The organism is Kitasatospora sp. NA04385, assembly GCF_013364235.1.
In the GTDB taxonomy this organism is placed as follows: Bacteria; Actinomycetota; Actinomycetes; order Streptomycetales; family Streptomycetaceae; genus Kitasatospora.
The window spans coordinates 4,821,476-4,841,014 of sequence record NZ_CP054919.1; the positions used below are offsets into that span (position 1 = coordinate 4,821,476).

At 73.5% G+C, this 19,539-nt stretch carries 17 protein-coding genes; 9 read left to right on the forward strand and 8 right to left on the reverse strand.

The genetic code is table 11. The features are described from left to right. The first annotated feature begins 272 nt into the window (after nucleotides 1-272). Complete coding sequence (locus tag HUT16_RS21615) at nucleotides 273-1,046, forward strand: ABC transporter ATP-binding protein (RefSeq protein ID WP_176189762.1); 774 nt, start codon at nucleotides 273-275, stop codon at nucleotides 1,044-1,046. A 68-nt stretch (nucleotides 1,047-1,114) separates the two neighbouring features. Next, nucleotides 1,115-3,673: an ABC transporter permease gene (locus HUT16_RS21620; protein ID WP_176189763.1), complete on the forward strand. Its 2,559-nt coding sequence runs from the start codon at nucleotides 1,115-1,117 to the stop codon at nucleotides 3,671-3,673. A gap of 75 nt (nucleotides 3,674-3,748) precedes the next feature. Here the strand turns inward: HUT16_RS21620 and HUT16_RS21625 are convergent, their stop codons facing one another. Then, nucleotides 3,749-4,276, reverse strand: coding sequence for a peptidylprolyl isomerase (locus tag HUT16_RS21625; protein ID WP_176189764.1), 528 nt, complete (start codon nucleotides 4,274-4,276; stop codon nucleotides 3,749-3,751). Between the two features lie 168 nt (nucleotides 4,277-4,444). Between HUT16_RS21625 and HUT16_RS21630 the strand changes: the two genes are divergently transcribed. Together HUT16_RS21630 and HUT16_RS21635 are read left to right on the forward strand one after the other, a co-directional pair. Then, complete coding sequence (locus tag HUT16_RS21630; RefSeq protein WP_176189765.1) at nucleotides 4,445-5,317, forward strand: Bax inhibitor-1/YccA family protein; 873 nt, start codon at nucleotides 4,445-4,447, stop codon at nucleotides 5,315-5,317. Nucleotides 5,318-5,469: 152 nt separating this feature from the next. Then, nucleotides 5,470-5,811, forward strand: a complete 342-nt coding sequence (locus tag HUT16_RS21635; RefSeq protein ID WP_176189766.1) for a hypothetical protein — start codon at nucleotides 5,470-5,472, stop codon at nucleotides 5,809-5,811. A gap of 116 nt (nucleotides 5,812-5,927) precedes the next feature. Here HUT16_RS21635 and HUT16_RS21640 read toward each other — a convergent pair whose 3' ends face one another. From HUT16_RS21640 to HUT16_RS21655, 4 genes are all read right to left on the reverse strand, one after another. Continuing rightward, complete coding sequence (locus HUT16_RS21640; protein ID WP_176189767.1) at nucleotides 5,928-6,878, reverse strand: hypothetical protein; 951 nt, start codon at nucleotides 6,876-6,878, stop codon at nucleotides 5,928-5,930. A gap of 290 nt (nucleotides 6,879-7,168) precedes the next feature. Further along, complete coding sequence (locus HUT16_RS21645) at nucleotides 7,169-8,389, reverse strand: acetyl-CoA C-acetyltransferase (protein ID WP_176189768.1); 1,221 nt, start codon at nucleotides 8,387-8,389, stop codon at nucleotides 7,169-7,171. A gap of 56 nt (nucleotides 8,390-8,445) precedes the next feature. Next, on the reverse strand, nucleotides 8,446-9,558 hold the full coding sequence (locus tag HUT16_RS21650) for an SGNH/GDSL hydrolase family protein (protein ID WP_176189769.1): 1,113 nt from the start codon (nucleotides 9,556-9,558) through the stop codon (nucleotides 8,446-8,448). A 127-nt stretch (nucleotides 9,559-9,685) separates the two neighbouring features. Further along, complete coding sequence (locus tag HUT16_RS21655) at nucleotides 9,686-10,147, reverse strand: hypothetical protein (protein ID WP_176189770.1); 462 nt, start codon at nucleotides 10,145-10,147, stop codon at nucleotides 9,686-9,688. A gap of 187 nt (nucleotides 10,148-10,334) precedes the next feature. Between HUT16_RS21655 and HUT16_RS21660 the strand changes: the two genes are divergently transcribed. From HUT16_RS21660 to HUT16_RS21680, 5 genes are all read left to right on the forward strand, one after another. Continuing rightward, on the forward strand, nucleotides 10,335-11,735 hold the full coding sequence (locus HUT16_RS21660) for a cystathionine beta-synthase (protein WP_176189771.1): 1,401 nt from the start codon (nucleotides 10,335-10,337) through the stop codon (nucleotides 11,733-11,735). A 512-nt stretch (nucleotides 11,736-12,247) separates the two neighbouring features. Further along, nucleotides 12,248-12,574, forward strand: a complete 327-nt coding sequence (locus HUT16_RS21665) for a hypothetical protein (RefSeq protein ID WP_176189772.1) — start codon at nucleotides 12,248-12,250, stop codon at nucleotides 12,572-12,574. A 141-nt stretch (nucleotides 12,575-12,715) separates the two neighbouring features. Then, the gene (locus HUT16_RS21670; RefSeq protein WP_176189773.1) at nucleotides 12,716-13,993 is read left to right on the forward strand and encodes an Ig-like domain-containing protein; all 1,278 of its coding nucleotides are present in this window, start codon (nucleotides 12,716-12,718) and stop codon (nucleotides 13,991-13,993) included. A 387-nt stretch (nucleotides 13,994-14,380) separates the two neighbouring features. Further along, nucleotides 14,381-15,493 carry a hypothetical protein gene (locus HUT16_RS21675; protein WP_176189774.1) on the forward strand — a complete coding sequence of 371 codons (1,113 nt, stop codon included), beginning with the start codon at nucleotides 14,381-14,383 and terminating at the stop codon, nucleotides 15,491-15,493. A 139-nt stretch (nucleotides 15,494-15,632) separates the two neighbouring features. Next, nucleotides 15,633-16,181, forward strand: coding sequence for a DUF1203 domain-containing protein (locus HUT16_RS21680; RefSeq protein WP_176189775.1), 549 nt, complete (start codon nucleotides 15,633-15,635; stop codon nucleotides 16,179-16,181). A gap of 3 nt (nucleotides 16,182-16,184) precedes the next feature. Here the strand turns inward: HUT16_RS21680 and HUT16_RS21685 are convergent, their stop codons facing one another. The 3 genes from HUT16_RS21685 to HUT16_RS21695 all read right to left on the reverse strand — a co-directional run bounded on the left by HUT16_RS21685 (nucleotide 16,185) and on the right by HUT16_RS21695 (nucleotide 19,483). Continuing rightward, complete coding sequence (locus tag HUT16_RS21685) at nucleotides 16,185-16,553, reverse strand: cupin domain-containing protein (protein WP_176189776.1); 369 nt, start codon at nucleotides 16,551-16,553, stop codon at nucleotides 16,185-16,187. A gap of 114 nt (nucleotides 16,554-16,667) precedes the next feature. Beyond that, a complete protein-coding gene (locus HUT16_RS21690) occupies nucleotides 16,668-17,804 on the reverse strand; it encodes a hypothetical protein (RefSeq protein WP_176189777.1) in 1,137 nt (378 codons plus the stop codon). A gap of 38 nt (nucleotides 17,805-17,842) precedes the next feature. Then, complete coding sequence (locus HUT16_RS21695) at nucleotides 17,843-19,483, reverse strand: M48 family metalloprotease (RefSeq protein ID WP_176189778.1); 1,641 nt, start codon at nucleotides 19,481-19,483, stop codon at nucleotides 17,843-17,845. Between the last annotated feature and the right edge of the window lie 56 nt (nucleotides 19,484-19,539).

Sequence of the window (19,539 nt, forward strand, 5' to 3'; positions counted from 1 at the left end):
AGGTACGGAAGTTGTCATGCTTCCATGCCATCTGACGAAGCGTCTGGCGTTTCGGCCACGCTTCGGCTGTTCTCGGCCATCCGGACCTCGGGGAAGGGGTCATACCGCAGGAGGAGACGGTGGGAGGAAGCGTACGCCTGGCGGTGGTGGGCCGACCCTTCGGCGGAGCGACGTGGGGGGCCGGGGCGGCGGTGAGGATGGAGTAGCGGTCGGAGGAGTCCTCGGAGCGGCCGCGCCGTGACGAACCCACCCTCCGGACAAGGAGTCCCACCGTGAGCACCTCGACCGCGTACGCAGCCCACACCGGACTGGCGGCGGCCCGCGCCACCGGCCTGAACAAGGTCTACGGCGCGGGCGAGACCCGCGTCGTGGCGCTGGACGACGTCTCGGTCGCCTTCGGCCAGGGTGAGTTCACCGCGATCATGGGCCCGTCCGGCTCCGGCAAGTCGACCCTGATGCACTGCATGGCCGGGCTCGACGAGGTCACCTCCGGCTCGGCCACGATCGGCGACACCGAGCTGGTCGGGCTGAAGGACAAGCAGCTGACCAAGCTCCGCCGGGACAAGATCGGCTTCATCTTCCAGGCGTTCAACCTGCTGCCCACGCTCACCGCGCTGGAGAACATCACGCTGCCGATGGACATCGCCGGCCGCAAGGTCGACCGGGCCTGGCTGGACCGGGTGGTGGAGACCGTCGGCCTGTCCGGCCGGCTCTCGCACCGGCCCGCCCAGCTCTCCGGCGGCCAGCAGCAGCGGGTGGCGTGCGCCCGGGCGCTGGCCTCCAAGCCGGAGATCATCTTCGCCGACGAGCCCACCGGCAACCTGGACTCCCGCTCCGGCGCGGAGATCCTCTCCTTCCTGCGCAACTCGGTGCGCGAACTCGGCCAGACCGTGGTGATGGTGACGCACGACCCGGTGGCCGCCTCGTACGCGGACCGGGTGGTGTTCCTGGCCGACGGCCGGATCGTCGACGAGCTGCACCACCCCACCGCCGACACCGTCCTGGACCGGATGCGCCGCTTCGACGCCAAGGGCCGCACCAGCTGACGTCCCGCGGCCGCCCGCCCGCGGGCCCCGTCGAACCCGACCGCACCCACCTCCCCAGGACTGACCCCATGTATCGCACCGCACTGCGCAACGTGCTGGCCCACAAGGGCCGACTCCTGATGACGGCACTGGCCGTGCTGCTCGGCACCGCCTTCGTGGCCGGCACCCTGGTGTTCTCCGACACCATGGGCCGGGCCATGCGCGACAGCTACTCCACCAGCTTCTCGGACGTCTCGGTGCTGGTCTCCGCCGGGGGCGCGGACGACGGCCCGGCCGACCACGACGCCCCGCGCCCCCAGAAGGACACGCTGACCGCGGACACCGTCGAGCGGCTGGCCGCGCTGCCCGGCACCGAGCGGGCCCGCGGCGTGGTCTCCGGCTTCACCGGCGTCGCCGACAAGAACGGCAACCTGGTCGGCGAGGCGTGGAGCGCCCGCGGCGCCAACTTCGCCCCCGACGCCTCCGGCGCCGACACCCGCTACCCGATGGCCGAGGGCCGCGGCCCGCGCACCGCCGGCGAGGTCGCGCTGAACCGGCAGGCCGCCGACAAGGCCGGCTACCACGTCGGCGACACCGTCCGGGTGGCCGGCAACGGCGCCGCCCGGGACGCCGTGCTCACCGGCGTGTTCACCACCGACGACCCGCAGGTCACCTCCGGCGGCACCCTGGTGCTGATGGACACCGCCACCGCCCAGCGCGAACTGCTGGAGCCGGGCCGGTTCAGCTCCGTGGTGCTGACCGCCCGGGCCGGCACCGGCGAGGCCGCGCTCCTGGACCAGGCCCGGGCCCAGGCCCCCGCGGGCGCCGAGCTGAAGACCGGCCAGGAGCTCAAGGACGAGCAGACCAGGATGGTCGCCGACTCGGTCGGCGGCATGAAGACCATGCTGCTGGTGTTCGCCGGTATCTCGCTGTTCGTCGGCATCTTCATCATCGTCAACACCTTCACCATGCTGATCGCCCAGCGGATCAAGGAGCTGGCGCTGCTGCGCGCGGTCGGCGCCAGCCGCGGCCAGGTCACCAAGTCGGTGCTGGTCGAGGCGCTCGCCATCGGCGTGATCGCCTCCGTCGGCGGCCTGCTCGCGGGCGTCGGCATCGGCGCCGGCCTGCAGTCCCTGCTGCACGCCTTCAACGAAGGCCTGCCCACCGGCTCGCTGGTGATCGCCCCGGCGACGGTCGTCGGGACGCTGGTCACCGGCGTGGTGGTCACCGTGCTGTCGGCGCTGCTGCCGGCCGTCCGGGCCTCCCGGATCCCCCCGGTGGCGGCGATGAGCAGCGGCGACCAGCCCGCCACCCAGCGCGGCCTGGTGATCCGCAACTCGATCGGCGCGCTGGTGGCCGGCTCCGGCCTGGGCCTGATCCTGGCCGGTGCGAACGGCAAGGGCTCGAACGCCCAGCACATGCTGGAGCTGGGCGCCCCGCTCACCCTGATCGGCGTGTTCGTGCTGCTGCCGCTGCTGTCGCGCCCGGTGATCGCGCTGGTCGGCCCGGTGCTGGCCAAGGTGTTCGGCACCCCCGGCAAGCTGGCCCGGCTGAACGCGGTGCGCAACCCGCGCCGCACCGCCAGCACCGCGGCCGCGCTGACCATCGGCCTGACCCTGGTCACCGCGCTGACCGTGATCGGCAACTCGGTCACCAGCGCCGTCACTTCGATGGTCGGCGACTCGATGAAGGCCGACTACGTGGTCGGCATGGCCAACGGCCGCGAGCTGTCCACCGACCTGACCGGCGCGGTCGCCAAGGCGGACGGGGTCAAGGCGGTCAGCCAGGTCGACAACGTCTGGTGGGACATCGAGGGGGTGGGCGCCGGCCGCGCCATCGAGGGCTACGACGCGGCCGCCTTCGACCAGTTGGTCAACCTGACGATGAAGTCCGGCTCCACCGCCGCCCTCGGGCAGGACCAGGTGCTGGTCAACGACGAGTTCGCCACCGCGCACCGGCTGGCGGTCGGCTCCACCCTGAAGGCCACCGCGGCCCGGGGCGAGGCCGTGACGCTCACCGTCGGCGGCGTCTTCGAGCGCAACGACGGCGTCTCCCCGATCGTGGCGCCCAACCGGCTGATCGAGAGCCACGACCCGCAGCCGCTGGTCCAGCAGATCCTGGTCAAGGGCGTCGACGGCCCGACCGCCGCGCTGAAGCAGTCCATCAAGGACGCCACCGGCCGCAACCCGGTGATGGAGGTCCGCACGCTGAAGGACATGGTCGACGAGTTCAGCCGGATCATCTCGACCATGCTCAACCTGATGTACGGCCTGCTCGCCATGGCGGTGATCGTCGCCGTCCTCGGCGTGGTCAACACGCTGGCCATGTCGGTGTTCGAGCGCAAGCGCGAGATCGGCATGCTGCGGGCGATCGGCCTGGAGCGGCGCGGCATCAAGCGGATGATCCGCCTGGAGTCGGTGGTCATCTCGGTCTTCGGCGCCCTGATCGGCGTCCTGCTCGGCTGTTTCCTCGCCTGGGCCGCCACCAGGGTCCTGGCCTCCGACCTGAAGGGACTGACCACCGTGATCCCGTACGGCAGCGTGCTCGTCTTCCTCGCCCTCGCCGCCCTGGTCGGCATGGTCGCCGCGCTCTGGCCGGCCCGCCGGGCCTCCCGGCTGGACATCCTGGCCAGCATCAAGACCGACTGACCCGGACGGCCCGCGAACGCCCGGACGCCGCCCGCCCCGTGCAGGGGCGGGCGGCGTCCGGGCGTCGGTGCGGCGTCAGCGGGTCTCGACGACGACCTTCTCGATCACCACGTCCTGCACCGGGCGGTCGTTGCGCGGGTTGGTGGCGGTGGTGGCGATCGCGTCCACCACCTTCTGGCTGGCCTCGTCGGTGACCTCGCCGAAGATGGTGTGCTTGCCGGTCAGCCAGGTGGTCGGGGCGACCGTGACGAAGAACTGCGAGCCGTTGGTGCCCGGGCCCGCGTTGGCCATCGCCAGCAGGTACGGCTTGGTGAAGGCGAGGTCCGGGTGGAACTCGTCGGCGAACTTGTAGCCCGGGCCGCCGGTGCCGTTGCCCAGCGGGTCGCCGCCCTGGATCATGAAGCCCTCGATGACCCGGTGGAAGACCGTGCCGTCGTACAGCGGGGCGTTGCTCGGCTGCCCGGTGTTCGGGTCGATCCACTGGCGCTCACCCGTCGCCAGCTCCACGAAGTTCTTGACCGTCTTGGGCGCGTGGTTCGGCAGCAGCCGGATCACGATGTCGCCCTTGTTGGTCTTCAGGGTGGCGTAGAGTTCCTCGGCCATGGGGCCGCCTTTCTGGGTATGCGTCAGGTGCGCCACCCACCCTGCCCCCTCGACGGCCCCCCGCGCAGGCGACACGGGATCATCCTCACGACCGACGCGGAATACTTTGCCAAACCATTACTCTTGTGCTCTGTGTGGGTGGTGCCGTGCCGCCCCGGAAGGAATGTGATGAGAAGCAGGAACCCGGTCTTCTCGCGGGAGGGGTCCTTCACCCGCGACGACCAGTACGCGGGGTTCGGCACGCAGACGGCCGGCCGGCAGGCCGCCGGGAACCCCTACGCGGGCAACCCCTACGCGGGCCACCAGGGCGCCGGGCAGCCGCCGTTGACGGACGAGCAGCTCGCGGGCATGTACGAGGCGCCGTCGGCCGGCCCGCTCCAGACCGGCCGGATGACCATGGACGACGTGGTCGCCCGGACGGCCATGACGCTGCTGGCCCTGGTCGCCTTCGGCGCGGTGGCCTGGTTCACCGTGCCGATGGACAACTTCGCCCCGGCGATCGGCGCGGCCCTGATCGCCCTGGTCATCGGCCTGGTGATCAGCTTCAAGCGCAGCGTCAACCCCGGCCTGATCCTGGCCTACGCGGCCCTGGAGGGCTTCTTCCTCGGCGCGATCAGCAAGGCCTTCGAGACGCTCTGGCCGGGCATCGCGATCCAGGCCGTGCTGGGCACCTCGGCGGTCTTCGCGGCGACGCTGATCGCCTACAAGAGCGGCCGGATCCGGGTCACCCCCCGGTACACCCGGATCGGCATCTCGATCGCCATCGGCTTCGTGCTGCTGATGCTGGTCAACACGGTGGCGATGGCCTTCGGCGCCGACTTCGGCCTGCGCTCCGGCCCGCTGGGCATCCTGGTCGGCCTGGTCGGCATCGCCCTCGGCGCCTTCTTCCTCACCCTCGACTACGCCCAGATCGAGGAGGGCATCCGGATGGGCGCCCCCGAGAAGGAGGCCTGGCGGGCCGCCTTCGGCCTCACGCTGTCGCTGGTGTGGATCTACATGGAGATGCTGCGCCTGATCGCCATCCTGCGCGGCGACGACTGACCCGCGCCCCCGGCGCACACCCGCGGCGGGCCCCGGAGGAACGTTCCTCCGCGGCCCGCCGCGGCCGTTCCCGGCCGGGGGAGGGGCGCCCCGGTCGGCCGGTGGAGGGGCGCCCCGGCCGACCGGGGCCGGACAGGCCCTAGTCTCGGGGCATGTCCGAGGAACTGCCCGCCGCCGCCGCGCGGCTGACCACCGCCGTCGACCGGCTCGCCGACCGCTTCCGGGCGATGCCGCAGAGCCGCCTGCTGGGCGCCGTCCCCGGGCACCCGTCCCGGGCTGCCGCCGTGCTCGCGCTGGCCCGGCGGCTGGCGGACGCGGGGCGGGCGCTGGAGGGCCTGTCCGCGCTGGAGGTGCCGGACTGCGGGGCGTTCGCGGTGGGCGACCAACTGGCCGTCACCGGGCACGACCTGGCGCTCGCCGCGGGCGACGGGCACCCCGGCGCGCTGGCCGCCGCGCTCGCCGACGTCGAGGAGACCGACCGGCTCACCGCCTGACGGCGTGTCAGCACCCCGGGCCAGCCCGGGCGGGAACGCCGACGGGGCGCCGAGAACGGCCCGGGCAACCCCTTGCCGGGCCTCTCGGCGCCCCGTCACGGGCGCGGGCGGGCGGGTCAGATCGAGGCGACCACCCGGTCGGCGAGCACGTACACCGTCTCGTCGTCGGTGGAGAAGGTCAGCGAGTACGAGCCGGAGAACCGGGACCCGCCGAGCAGCCGGACGTCCTCACCGGCCCGGACGGCGTCGATCAGCCGGTACGCGGCCTCCCGGTCGCCGGGCGCGACGCACAGCGTGGTGCCGTCGGCGAAGGCGTACACGTCCAGGGTGCCCAGCGGGCCCGGGCGGACGTCGGTCAGCGCGATCCGCTCCTCGGCCAGCGCGGCCAGCCGGTCGTCGGTCCACTCGCGGGACGGGGTCGGGCTGGGCACGAAGTCCGGGTGCGAGGGGTGCCGGCGCGGGTCGGGCGCGGTCGCGGGCTCCGCCTCGGCGTCCAGCAGCCCGGCCTCCAGGCCGGTGGCCAGCAGATCGGCCTCCCGGCGGGCCTTCACGTCGCCGTTGTCGCCGGGGGCGGGCAGGCCGCCGCCCTGCGCGGGGTGGCCCTGGGCGGGGTGGCCCTGGGCGGGGTGGCCCTGGGCGGGGTGCGCGGCCCGGGAGCCGCCGGCCGGGCCGTCGTCGATCAGGTCCTCCAGCGCGTGGCGCAGCGCCTCGCCGAACTCCGGGTCCATCACGCCGTTGTTGTCGGCGGCGTCCTGCGGGCCGGTCGGGCGCGGGAAGAAGAGCGGCCACTCCTCGCCGATGGTGGTGAACGGGGTGTCGAACAGCGGCGAGTCCTCGGCGGCGCGCGCCTCCTGCTCGGCCCAGAACGCCCGGGCCTCGGTGATCTCCCGCTCCCGGTCGGCGGCCAGCGCGTCGGTGACGGCCCGGCGTATCAGCGCCTCGTCCAACTGCGGGGCGTCGGCGGGCTGCCGTGCGTCCAACTTCCGTGCCAGTGCGCGGAGGTGGAGCAGGACGGCGGTGGTCAGGGCGATCAGTACCAGCAGCAGGGAGAGGAAGACGGCGCTCACGGAACGTACTCCCAACGAGGAGCGGAACGGGGTTACGCCTCCACACTGCCGTATCGGGGACCGTTACTGCAGTGGCTGATGTCGGATTTGTCGGTGACTTTCCTACTTGTCCTCAAATTGTTAGGTAATACCTTTCTACGCTGCGGAGTTGATCCAATCCGGTGCGTCGATCATTCGGTCGCGGAGCGACGGAAAACGGCCCGGATCGCACCTTCGGTGTGATCCGGGCCTCAATCACGCAGCGTCACTCCGGATGGGTGAGACGCCCGTCACAGCGGCTGTCGCGGTGGTCAGCTGAGGCGCTCGATCACCATCGCCATGCCCTGCCCGCCGCCCACGCACATCGTCTCCAGGCCGAACTGCTTGTCGTGCCACTGGAGCGAGTTGATCAGCGTGGTGGTGATCCGGGCGCCGGTCATGCCGAACGGGTGGCCCACCGCGATGGCGCCGCCGTTCACGTTCAGCCGGTCCAGGTCGACGCCCAGGTCCCGGTAGGACGGGATGACCTGGGCCGCGAACGCCTCGTTGATCTCCACCAGGTCGATGTCGCCGATCGACAGGCCGGCCCGCTTCAGCGCCTGCCGGGACGCCTCGACCGGGCCGTAGCCCATGATCTCGGGGGAGAGCGCGGAGACGCCGGTGGAGACCACCCGGGCCAGCGGGGTGATGCCCAGCTCGCGCGCCTTGGTGTCCGACATGACCACCAGCGCCGCCGCGCCGTCGTTCAGCGGACAGCAGTTACCAGCAGTAACGGTGCCGTCGGGGCGGAACACCGGCTTCAGCCCGGAGACCCCCTCCAGGGTCACGCCCGCGCGCGGGCCGTCGTCCGCGCTCACCACAGTGCCGTCCGGCAGCGTCACCGGGGTGATCTCGCGCTGCCAGAAGCCGGCCTCGATCGCCGCCTGGGCCAGGTTCTGCGAACGCACGCCGAACTCGTCCTGCTCGGCCCGGGTGATCCCCTTCAGCGCCGCCAGGTTCTCCGCGGTCTGCCCCATCGCGATGTACGCGTCCGGCAGCAGCCCGTCCTCGCGCGGGTCGTGCCACTCCCCGCCACCGGTCTCCGCGCGGTGCTTGGTGCGCGCCTGCGCCGCGTCGAACAGCGGGTTGGTGGTGCCCGGCATGCCGTCCGAGGTGCCGTTGACCGAACGCGAGACCGTCTCCACGCCCGCCGAGACGAAGACGTCGCCCTCGCCGGCCCTGATCGCGTGCAGCGCCATCCGGGTCGTCTGCAGGGAGGAGGAGCAGTACCGGGTGATCGTCGCGCCCGGCAGGTAGTCCATGCCCATCTGGACGGCCACGATCCGGGCCAGGTTGTGGCCCTGCTCGCCGCCCGGCAGGCCGCAGCCCAGCATCAGGTCGTCGATCTGCCGCGGGTCCAGCTCCGGGACCTTGGCCAGCGCCGCACCGATCACCTGCGCGGTCAGGTCGTCCGGGCGGACGTCCTTCAGCGAGCCCTTGAACGCCCGGCCGATCGGCGAACGGGCGGCGCTGACGATGACGGCTTCGGGCATGGCGGGCTCCTCGCTGAGTGACCTCGGGACGCGATCCGGCGGATCTCCCGGGAAAGTTACCGCTTGGTAGCTCCGGCGTCATCCGACTCCGGATGTGAGTTCGCCGACGTGATCGCCCGCGGCCCGCCCTCCTCCGCCAGCTCCGCCGCACCCGCTCCGGCGGGCTCCGCGTCCGCGCCGTGCGGCAGCGCCAGCCGGAAGCGCTGCTTGAGCGTCGCCCACCGCCAGGTGCCGTTCGCCGGACCGGCCGCCGTCACCTCGGTGCCCGACCGCCCCGCCGCCGCCGCGGCCGCCACCGCCACCGGCAGCACCGCCTGCGGCTCCACCGGGCCGCCCGCCGCCGACTCCTGCGGCCACAGCCCCAGCGCCGCGCACAGCGAGGGCAGCAGCGCCATCGACGCCGTCGCGTACCCCTGCGCGGACGGGTGGTAGCGGTCCGCGGCGAACAGCTCCGGCCGGGAGGCGAACTCCGGGCCCAGCAGCGAGCCCAGCGAGACCGTCCGCCCGCCCGCCTCCACCACCGCGATGGTCTGCGCCGCCGCGAGCTGCCGGCTCAGCCGCCGCGCCACCCAGCGCAGCGGCGGCCGGACCGGCTTGATGGTGCCCAGGTCCGGGCAGGTGCCCACCACCACGCGGCAGCCCGCCGAGACCAGCGCGCCCACCGCCTCGCCCAGCTCGCGCACGCTGCGGGCCGCCGGGGCGTGCCGGGTCACGTCGTTCGCGCCGATCATCACCACCGCGACGTCCGGCCGCTGCGGCAGCGCCAGCTCCAGCTGCCGGGCCAGGTCGGAGGAGCGCGCCCCCGACCGCGCGACGTTCGCCAACCGCACCCGGCGCTCCGCGATCGAGGCCAGCCCGGAGGCCAGCAGCGCGCCGGGCGTCTCCTGCGCCCGCTGCACGCCCAGCCCGGCCGCCGTCGAGTCGCCCAGGAACGCCAGCACCAGGGGCTCGCGCGGGTCGGCCGGATCGGTGAAGGCCTCGCCGTACACGCCGTCCGCGTACGGCGGGTCGCCGTCCAGGATGCCGATCGCCCGGATCGCCATCCGGCTCTCGGTCAGCAGCACCCCGGCCAGGCCCGCCCCCAGCAGCCCCAGCCCGCCGCCCCCGTACGCCGCCGCGGTGGCGATCCGCCGTGCCACCCGGGCCCTGGACGCCTGTGAGCCGGTCATCGGCCACCCCCTCTCCACTCCGCACACCGGTACCCCACTGGTACCCCCCGACCGCCCCGCCCTACCGACCCGCCGGGGCAGAACCACCCGGGCGCCGCACGGCGGGGGTGGGCACGGGCCCGGTGGTTCAGGCGGGCGGGTCGCAGACCAGGAGGGCGGCCTGCCGTTCGACGTCGCCGCGGGGGGCGGCGCAGTCGGACACCAGGGCGACCGGGAAGCGGGGCCGGAGGGTGGTGACGGTGCCGAAGGCGCCGGGGGGCCGCGGGGCGGCGCCGCCGCAGTGGCGGACGAAGGAGCTGGTGATCACCCAGTTGAAGGCGTAACCGAGGTAGCGGCCGGGACGGTCGGTGCCGGTGACCGGGACGCCGGGGTAGGGGTCCGGGGAGCTGCCGTACGCGGGCAGTCGCGGGGTGGGGGACCGGCTGACGAACGCGTCGTACGCCCGGCGGGCGTCGGCCTCGCCCGCGCTGGAGGCCGCGGTCGCGACGGGCCGCTGGACGGGGCGGGCGTCGGCGAAGCGCAGCGGGCCGCCGTCCGGGGCGGTGAGGGTGACGGTCGGGGTGACGTACGTCAGGGTCTGCGTCTCCACCGCCGGGGTGAACTCGTAGCTCGGGTCCGCGCACCCGGCCGCGGTCGTGGCCGTCGGTGCCGAACGGTTCCGTCACCGGGTCGGTACCGGACGGGGACGGACTCGCCGACGGGGGCCGGGGAGCGGGGGAGGGCCCTAGGCTGGGGGTTTCGGGAAATCAGTGATGCCACGGACCGGGAGGACCCCCGTGCGGTACCACAATTCGATCATCGAGCTGGTCGGCGACACCCCGCTGGTGAGGCTCAACAAGGTCTCCGAGGGGATCAGCGCCACCGTGCTGGCGAAGGTCGAGTACTTCAATCCGGGCGGTTCGGTGAAGGACCGGATCGCGATGCGGATGATCGAGGCGGCGGAGGCCTCCGGCGCGCTCAAGCCCGGCGGCACCATCGTCGAGCCCACCAGCGGCAACACCGGGGTGGGGCTGGCGATCGTGGCCCAGCAGAAGGGCTACAAGTGCATCTTCGTCTGCCCGGACAAGGTGTCCACCGACAAGATCAACACCCTGCGGGCGTACGGCGCGGAGGTCGTGGTCTGCCCGACCGCGGTCGCGCCCGAGCACCCGGACTCGTACTACAACGTCTCGGACCGGCTGGTCCGGGAGACCCCGAACGCGTGGAAGCCGGACCAGTACTCCAACCCGGAGAACCCGGCCTCGCACTACCACTCCACCGGCCCCGAGCTGTGGGAGCAGACCGGCGGGCGGATCACCCACTTCGTGGCGGGCGTCGGCACCGGCGGGACGATCTCCGGCACCGGCAACTACCTGAAGGAGGTCTCCGGCGGGAAGGTGCAGGTCGTCGGCGCGGACCCGGAGGGCTCGGTGTACTCGGGCGGGACCGGGCGGCCGTACCTGGTGGAGGGCGTCGGCGAGGACTTCTGGCCGACCGCCTACGACCGGCAGGTCGCGGACCGGATCGTCGCGGTCTCGGACAAGGACTCCTTCCAGATGACCCGCCGCCTCGCCAAGGAGGAGGGCCTGCTGGTCGGCGGCTCCTGCGGGATGGCCGTGGTGGCGGCGCTGGAGGTGGCCCGCGAGCTGGGGCCGGACGACGTGGTGGTGGTGCTGCTGCCGGACGGCGGCCGCGGCTACCTGTCGAAGATCTTCAACGACGACTGGATGGCCGACTACGGCTTCCTGCCGACCGCCACCGACGAGGCGCACATCGGCGAGGTGCTGGCCCGCAAGGACGCCATCGAGCACGAGGGCATCCCGCAGTTCGTGCACATGCACCCGGGCGAGACGGTCGCCGAGGCGGTCCGGGTGCTGCGGGACTTCGGCGTCTCGCAGATGCCGGTGGTCTCCCCGGGCGCCGGGCACCCGGACATCATGGCCGGCGAGGTGGTCGGCTCGGTGGTCGAACGGGACCTGCTGGAGGGCCTGTTCAGCGGGCGGATCCAGCTCTCCGACACCCTCGACGGGGTGATGTCGGGGCCGCTGCCGGTGGTCGGCTCGGGCGAGTCGGTGACCAACCTGATGGCGGTGCTGGAGAAGGCCGACGCGGTGGTGGTGCTGGTCGAGGGCAAGCCGCAGGGCATCGTGACCAGGCAGGACCTGCTGGCCTTCCTGACCGCCCGGGCCGGGCACTGACCGGCCGCTGACCGGCCGCTGACCGGCCCGGCGTGCTGCCCGTCGGGCCGCTGACCGGCCGCTGACCGGCCCGGGAGCGGCCGCCGTCCGGGTGGAACGGGGCACCGGGAACGGTTGGTACCCGGACGTCACAACCGCGCATCACCCGGTTAACACGGGCAGGGCATCTTTGAAGCACGGCAAGAAGCCGAGAGCGGTGACGGTGGGGGAAGGGAGCGGCTCCCCAGCCCCCACGGTCACCCAGGACACGACCGGTCGGCCCTGACCCGGCCCACCGTGTCCGATCCGCGGGAGGCGCCGTCGTCCCGCCCCTGGTTCCCAGGGTGCGGCGGCTCCCGCGGCAGATAGCGCGCCGCGAGGCGCGGCTCCGCGAGCTCCCGGGTGGGGGAGTCCGAGCGGAGGAGGCAGGGCCGGTCCGGGTTCGCCCGGGCCGGCCCTCCCTCGTGCCGGGGCGGCGCCTTTTCGGCAGGGGGATGCGTCGGAAGGCTGTGCGAGGCCCTAGGCTCGCCGGTATGACCAGCACCGACCTGCCCGAGCAGGACGCACCGCGCTACGTTCGCCTCACCATCGAGCTGATCGCCGAGATCACCGACGAGGGTGCCCTCAAGGCCGCCGCGCTCACCCAGGTCGCCGACGACGAGTACCTGGAGGACGACGAGCGGGCCCAGGCCGTCGAGGCGATCGAGGTGGACCCGACCGGTTCGCTCGCCCACTTCGTGGACCCGGTGGCCCTGCTCGGCGACATCCCCGGCGTGGAGCTCACCTCCGCGACCTGGGAGTCCGCCAGCACCGACTACGACCCCGACGACGAGAGCTGGGACGAGTACGAGGTGCAGTGACACCCCGTCCCGCTCCACCCCGTTCCACCCGTGCGAGAGCCCGGTCCGGTAGCCCCGGACCGGGCTTTTGTCCGTTCTGCGGGTCACTTGGGTACTCTCGTACGATCTGCACATAAATGAGTGATCTGGTGATCGAGGAGCGTGGACGTGACCGCAGCGGAGAAGCAGGACCGGCCGCGCGGCGGCAACTGGAGCCGGCGCGGGGTGCTCTCCGGACTGCTGGGCGCTCCGGTGCTGCTGGTCGCGGCCTGTTCGGGCGGGGACAAGTCCGGCACCCCGAGCGCCTCCGGTTCGGCCCCCGCCGGGGGCGGGGCCTCGGGCAGCCCGTCCACCAGCCCCAAGGCCTCGGTCGCCGAGATCACGATCAAGCCCGCCGACGGCACCACCGCCGCGCCGTTCACCGAGCCGGTCACCGTCACCGTGCTGAACGGCACCCTGACCTCGGTGGACGTCACCGACGGCACCGGCAAGGCGATAGCGGGACGGTTCTCCGACGACAAGGCCGGCTGGACCTCCACCGCCACGCTCTCCAGCGGCAGCCGGTACAGCGTCGCGGCCTCCGCCGTGGACGGCGACCAGCGCCCGGCCGACGCCAACGCGAGCTTCTCCACCGCCTCCCCGGCCAACACCTTCGTCGGCTACTTCACCCCCGAGGACGGCACCACCGTCGGCGTCGGCATGCCGGTGTCGATCAACTTCAACAAGGCGATCACCGACCGCAAGGCCGTCCAGCAGGCGATCACCGTGGTCGCCGACCCGCCGGTGGAGGTCGTCGGCCACTGGTTCGACGCCACCCGGATCGACTTCCGCCCCCGGGAGTACTGGGCGAAGGGCACCAAGGTCACCCTCAAGCTGCGGCTCAAGGACGTGGCCGGCGCCAAGGGCGTGTACGGGACGCAGTCCAAGGACGTCACCTTCACCGTCGGCCGCAGCCAGGTCTCCACCGCCGACCTGACGGCCGACACCCTCACCGTCCGCACCGACGGCCGGGTCACCGCCACCTACCCGGTGATCGGCGGCGCGCCCGACCACCGCACCTGGGCCGGCAAGCTGGTGATCTCCGAGCGCTACCAGCAGACCCGGATGAACTCCAGCACGGTGGGCCTGGGCAGCGAGTACGACATCCCGGACGTGCCGCACGCCCAGCGGCTGACCACCTCGGGCACCTTCATCCACGGCAACTACTGGTCGCCCGCCTCGCAGTTCGGCGACGCCAACACCAGCCACGGCTGCATCGCGCTGCAGGACGTCCAGGGCGGCAACGACCCGGGCACCGCCGCGGCGGAGTTCTACGCGAGCTCGATGATCGGGGACGTGGTCGAGGTGATCAACTCCGGCGACCGCACGGTCAGCCCCGCCAACGGCCTGAACGGCTGGAACATGACCTGGGCGGACTGGGTCGCGGGCAGCGCCGTCTGACGCTCCCGCCGGTCGGAGGGCGAGCTCCGGGGGCGAGGTCCGGGGGCCGAGGTAGGGGGGCCTCGTGAGAATGTCCTAAACGAATGGTAAAAATATTCGCGTGCGGGGGGACGCGTCATTGTGCTGAGCTTGCCTCCGCGGCAGGGCCGACCGGGCCCGAACCGTCTCCAGTAGCAGGAGCAAGCCATCAACACCGCCATCCGCCGCCGCGCCCTCCGCGCCGGCATAGCCGTCACCACCGGGGCCGCTCTCCTCGGCGGCGGCCTCGTCGCCTGCGGCACCGTCGAGAAGCTCAACGCCGGCGAGAAGCTCGAGAAGTCCTTCGACAAGCTCGGCGACGCCCGCACGCTCACCTTCGACCTCTCCTTCGACGCCGCCGCCGACCAGTTGGTCGCGTTCGGCGAGGCGACCGACTCGCCGATCGAGAAGCAGGAGGCCGAACTGCTCTCCGACCTGAAGCTCTCCGTCTCGCTGAGCAACACCAAGCCGCTCAAGGAGACCGGGTTCTTCAAGGACGGCTGCTCCGGCGCCGCCGGTGCCACCGGCGGCGAGGGCGTCTCGATCGGCTACGCGCTGAGCGGGAAGAAGAACGACAAGACCTACCTCGACCTCCGGGTGATCGGCGACAAGGCGTACGCCAAGGCGGACGTGCGCGGCCTCGCCGAACTGGCCGGGGAGGACGCCGCCACGGTCGACCAGGGCCTGTCGGAGCTGCCGCCCGAGGCCGCCCCGATCAAGGACCTGATCGACGGCAAGTGGGTCTCGGTCGACCCCGACACGTTCAAGGAGCTCTCCCGGCAGATGCAGGGCGGCCTGCCGGAGCAGGGCGCCGCCGGCGGCAGCCCGAGCGCCGCGCCCAGCGTCGACCCGTCCGTGCTCCAGCACTTCTGCGACTCGATGAAGAAGTCGCTCTCCGAGAACGTCTCGCTGGAGGACCTCGGCAAGTCCGGCGACGCCGACGTGATCCGGGTCGCCGCGCCGCTGCGCCCGCTGGTCGAGAGCCTGTACGACTCGTTCAGCGAGGTCGCCCAGGACGTCCCCGGCACCCCGAAGTTCCCGAGCCGCAAGGAGTTCGGCGACTTCCAGGACGTGCCGAACCGCAAGCTCGCCGCCGACGTGCGGATCGTGGACGGCCGGGCCTCGGCGATCACCGTCGACCTCGCCCAGTTCGCGGACAAGACCGACTGGTCGGCGCACCTGCCGCTGCGGCTCGGCATCTCCACCCGGGACGTCTCGATCGCCGCCCCGTCCGACGCCACCCCGCTCGACCTCGACAAGCTCCAGGAGCTGTTCGCCTCGATGGACCAGGGCGGCGACTACGAGGACTTCTCCGACGACAGCGGCTTCGACAGCAACGGCCTCACCCCGGCCGAACCGCTGACCGAGTCCGAGTTCGCCCAGTTGAAGCAGCTCGGCATCGACCGGGAGACCGCGGAGGCGATGAACCGCAGCGGCCTCGCGTTCGCCGAGATCAAGGAACTCGCCCCCGAGCTCACCTGACGCACCGTCGGTAGGCCGGGGCACCACGGCCCGTCGCGGCAGCACGCCGCGGCGGGCCGTGCCGCGTCCGCGCCCCCGGGGCAGCGCGACGTCCGGAAGCCGCCGGACCGGGGCGCCGTCGGGCCGCAGGCTGGAGGGCATGGACACCACCGCCACCGCCACCGCCACCGCCACCGCCACCGCCACCGCCGCCGATGCCGATGCCGCCGTCGCCACCGCCCTGGACGTCCGGGCCGTCCCCGCCCCGGTGCTCGCCGCACTGCGCCGCGCCGACGACGCCGGGCACGCCCGGGAGGCCTTCGTCACCGGGACCGGCGGCCACCCGCTGCGCTGCTGCCTGACCAGGGCCAGGCCCGGTGACCGGATCACCCTGCTGTCGTACGCGCCGCTGCTGCGCTGGGCCGCCGAGACCGGCTGCGACCCCGGGCCCTACCTGGAGACCGGGCCGGTGTTCGTGCACGCCGAGCCGTGCGCGGGCCACCCCGGCGGCTGGCCGGAGGGCTTCCACGGCGGGCCGCGGGTGCTGCGGGCCTACTCCGCGGACGGCCGCATCCTCGGCGGCCGGGTCGGCGAGCCCGGTGAACTCCCGTCCCTCGCCGCCGAGTTGCTGGACGACCCGGCGACCGCCGTGCTGCACGTGCGGGCCGTCGAGTTCGGCTGCTTCCTGCACGAGGTGCGGCGGGGCTGACGTTCAGCCCTTCGGCTTCGCGTAGTCGGCGTAGCCCTGCCAGTCGAGCATCACGCAGGGCACGTCGCCCAGCACCCAGGCGTCGTGGCCGGGCGGGCAGAGCATGAAGTCGCCCGCGCCGAACTCCGCGGCCTCGCCGTCGTCCATCTCCACCCGCAGTCGGCCGGAGATCACGTACCCGGCGTGCGAGGCGCGGCAGCTGTCGGTGCCGGCGATCGGCTTCACGTGCTCCGACCAGCGCCAGCCCGGTTCGAACACCGCCCGGCCGACACCGCCCGCCGCCAGGTTCACCAGCGCCAACCGCCCCTTGCCGCCCTCGAACGGGCGGACCTCCTCCGGTTCGTCGAGACTCATCCGCACCAACCCGGCCATCACCGTTCACCTCCGGCCGAGAACGACCCCGCGCCCCGCCGCCGGGCTCGGCGGCGGGGCGCGGCTGACCACTCCATCCTCGGCACCCGGCCGGGCGGGCGCGACGCGGGACGGTCAGGCGGTGCCGCCCGCGAGGTGGGCGGCGGCGATGACGCGGTCCCGCTGGATGGCGCCCACCGGGTCCTCGTAGTCCGTCCACGGGCCCGGCACGTGCGGGCCGAGCGCCCGGAAGTGCCGCATCGCGTCGGCGCCGCGGCCGGCCCGGGTGTGGAACTCGGCGAGCAGGCCGTGCAGGTACCGGATCCGGGGGGCCGTCGCCGCGGCGGCCGGGGCGGCCTCGGCGGCGGCCAGGTCGGCCTCCGCGGCCTCGACGGAGGCCAGCACCTCGGGGGAGCCGTAGGCGGCGCTCCGGTCCTCGGCGCCGCGGAACTGCTCGTCCCAGGCCTGGAGCTTGACCGCCGTCAGCAGCGAGCCGACCGGTGCGCCGGCCACCGCCGCGTCCGCGAAGGCGTGCATCAGCTCGTGGCTGCCGTGCCACTTCGCGCACCAGTACTGCAGGGCCCGCTGGTGGCCGGCCAGGTGCCGCGGGTCCCGGGCGGAGAGCTCCGACCACAGGGCCACGTAGCGGGAGTTCGCCCAGCTCAGGCCCATGGCGACCGGCTGCTGGACGTAGAACGGCAGCGGGTCGTCGTCCGCCGCCAGGCGCTCGGCGTCCTTCGCCGCCTCCTCGGCCTCGCCGAGGACCCGGTGGAAGGCCTGGAACTGCTCCTGGCTGACCTCGCTGGCCCGCCTGGAGCTGCGGATGTTCCAGGCCAGTTGGACCAGGGCCTCCACGGTGATCACCGCGGCGTCCGCGTCCTCGGGCCGCTCGGCGCGCCAGGCCCGCAGCCAGGCGTCGTCCTCGGCGGCGTTCTCGCCCAGCGGGCCGAGCAGGCGCAGCCGCAGGTCGTGGTCGCCGGTCGCGGCGGCCAGCAGTTCGGCGGCCGGGTGCCAGTCGCCGGCGGTGGCGGCGGCCAGCGCGGCGTCCAGCCCCGGGACCTCGGGGGTCTTCGTGACGACCAGTTCCTCGCGCGGGACCAGGCCGTGCTCGGTGGACAGCTCCCGTTCGAGTTCGGCGCGCCGGGCCTTCACGCGCTCCTGCAACTCGCCCTGCAGCTTCTCCACCCGGGCGGTCTTGGCCTTCGCCCACCAGGTGAGCACCTTCCAGGCCAGGAGCAGGACGAGCGGGATGATGACGATCAGTCGGGCCATCGGGGGTGGTTCTCCAGAGGGGGGGGGGGCGGGGGAGGTCAGGACGAGGCGGGCACCGGGGCCGCGGCCCCGGCCCCGGCTTCGGCCAGCAGGGCGCGCAGCGGGGCGGTGTCGGGCTCGGCGGCCACCGCGGCGTCCAGGGCGGCGGGCAGCCGCTCGGCGGCGTCGCCGGGCAGCACCAGGGCGGCGGGGCGGCTCCAGGACAGCTCCCAGCGGGCGCGCCGGTCCGAGGTCAGCGCCAGCACGGTCAGCGACTCCAGCGCCTCGCGCAGCAGGCCGCGCCGGAACTCCCGGGCGGCCCGGCCGGTGGCCTTCGCCGACTCGGCGCTCTGCGGCAGCCGCGCGGCGATCTCCGCGCCGCGGCCCGCCGCCAGGGCGTCCAGCATGGCCTCGACGGTGCCGGTCAGGCCCAGGCCGGTGAGCGCCCGCAGGACGGGCTGGGCCTGCCCGCGGGCGTGCGCCAGCAGGGTCTCGTGCACCAGGTCCGGCCAGTCGACGCGGCGCTTGGCGGCGGCCTCGGGGGCCAGTTCGAGCGTCTCCAGGTCGGCGAGCAGGCGCTCGGCGCCGCTCAGCAGGCCGAGCGCGGGCCGGTCCGCGCCGAGGCCCGGCAGGCCCGGGGTGTCGGGCAGCGCCTCGATCGCGGCGACCCGCTGCCGGATCGGCGGGTGCGAGTCGTACGGGCCGGGCTCGTCGTCGGGCAGGTCGAGGCCCATCGCGGTGAGCTCCTCGCGCCGCTCCGGGTCGGCGAGCAGGTGTGCCAGGCCGCCGTAGAACTGGCCGGGCATCGGCAGCAGGCCGGCCGACCAGCCCATGGTGGCGTAGCGGTCCAGGTAGAAGCCCTGGGCGGCGGCCAGCGCCGGGATGCGGCGCAGCGCGGCGGCGGTGGCGTCCCGGCCGGCCAGCGCGACGGCGTGCCGGTCGGCGGCGAACTCCTGTCGGCGGCGCACCGATTCGGTGACCCGGAAGTACAGCTTGGCGTACTGGGTGAACACCTTGGCCAGGACGCGTTCGACGCCGCCGTCGCCCGGGTCCGCGTCGCGGGCGCTGCGGCCCCGGGCCAGCCGGTGGGCATTGTCCTCGGCGATCTCGGCGGCCTTCCCGGCCCGGTGCCGGTCGGCCCGTCGGTGCAGGGTGGTGATGGAGTGCAGCAGCGCGGTGTGGCCGGCCACGGTGACGGCGCCCAGGCGCAGGTCGTTGTTGGCGTAGTGGCCGAACTCGTGGGCCAGCACCGAGTCCAGCTCGGCCTCGCTGAGGCCGAGCAGCAGCGGCGCGCCGATCGCCAGCCGGCGCGGGCCGCGGACCAGGCCGAGCAGCGCGGTGTCCTCGGAGACGTACGCGTTGACGTCCGGGACCAGGCGGATCTCGGACGGGCCGCGGACGCCGGTGGCCGCGGTGATCCGGTCCACCCGGTCCCACAGCCCGGGCTGCTCGGCGCGGGTCAGCACCAGGCCGTTGCGGTGCTCGGAGCGCGGGCGGCGGGTCAGGAACACCACCCGCAGCACCGGGTAGGCGATGGCGGCGCTCAGCAGCCAGATCTTCACCATGGCGGAGTGGAACCGGTCGGATTCGACGACCAGTTCGACGTTCAGCCAGACCAGGCCGACCACGATGGCCGCGGCGAGCAGGTAGAAGCCGGCCAGCAGGGCGACGGCGACCAGCGCCCGGGTGGATGTGCGCAAGCCGGTGCGCTCCGTGGACATTCCGGGGTCCCCCAGTATCGATCATGTGTACGGGC